Source organism: Paraburkholderia humisilvae, from assembly GCF_902859855.1.
Taxonomy (GTDB): Bacteria; Pseudomonadota; Gammaproteobacteria; order Burkholderiales; family Burkholderiaceae; genus Paraburkholderia; species Paraburkholderia humisilvae.
Genome location: NZ_CADIKH010000464.1, coordinates 1 through 635 on the forward strand (window position 1 = coordinate 1; position 635 = coordinate 635).

Annotated in this window: 1 protein-coding gene; it reads right to left on the minus strand. The window is 66.3% G+C overall.

Annotated features, from left to right (window positions below):
- Positions 1-518, minus strand: a 518-nt coding sequence (locus tag HV796_RS43075) for a hypothetical protein (protein ID WP_217478276.1), incomplete at its 3' end; no start/stop codon positions are given.
- Between the last annotated feature and the right edge of the window lie 117 nt (positions 519-635).

The window sequence follows — 635 nt, forward strand, 5'->3', positions numbered from 1 at the left end:
TCGTCCACGCTCCTGCCCACCGCATTGACCAGCGCATTGCCGTCAAAATAGACCCCGTCGGCGCGCCCGCCCGGTGTCAGGTTATCCGGCAGGAACAGGCGCTGCTGCAGGCGGTCCTTACCCAGCGCCGCAGCGAAGTCCTGATGCCGCTGGATGCTGGCCCGGCGTGAGCTGTTCACGCCATGACTGTTCGCATGAAGCGACGAGGCCTCGTCGAGCAGTTCCGGCCCGAGCAGCCCGGCAAGAAACGCGGGCGTGATGTGCGCATTGGTATCAAGCACCGTGAAGATATGCTCACGCCGCGTGATGTCCACTCCGTGCAGGTTGAGCACGGCTATCAGTGCCGATGTCGGCGTTTCGATCCGCGAAGGTGCCCGCGCCAGATCCAGCCACGCCCCGGCCAGGCTGGTGGCTGGCATCACTGCAGGCGAGCCCGTCGCACTGCGCACCTGCCGCGCTCCGGTGCTGGCCCCGGCCTTTATGCCGACGCCATTGGCGCTGCGTGTTCCAGCGGGCATCCGCCCGGCGTCCGGAAAGAAGGCTCCATACCATTCGATGGCTTCCCTGATGCTTCTTTCCAGCTCCGGGTCAGCGGCATGTCGGGCCGAACCGGGTACAGCAGACCGGCCAGGACC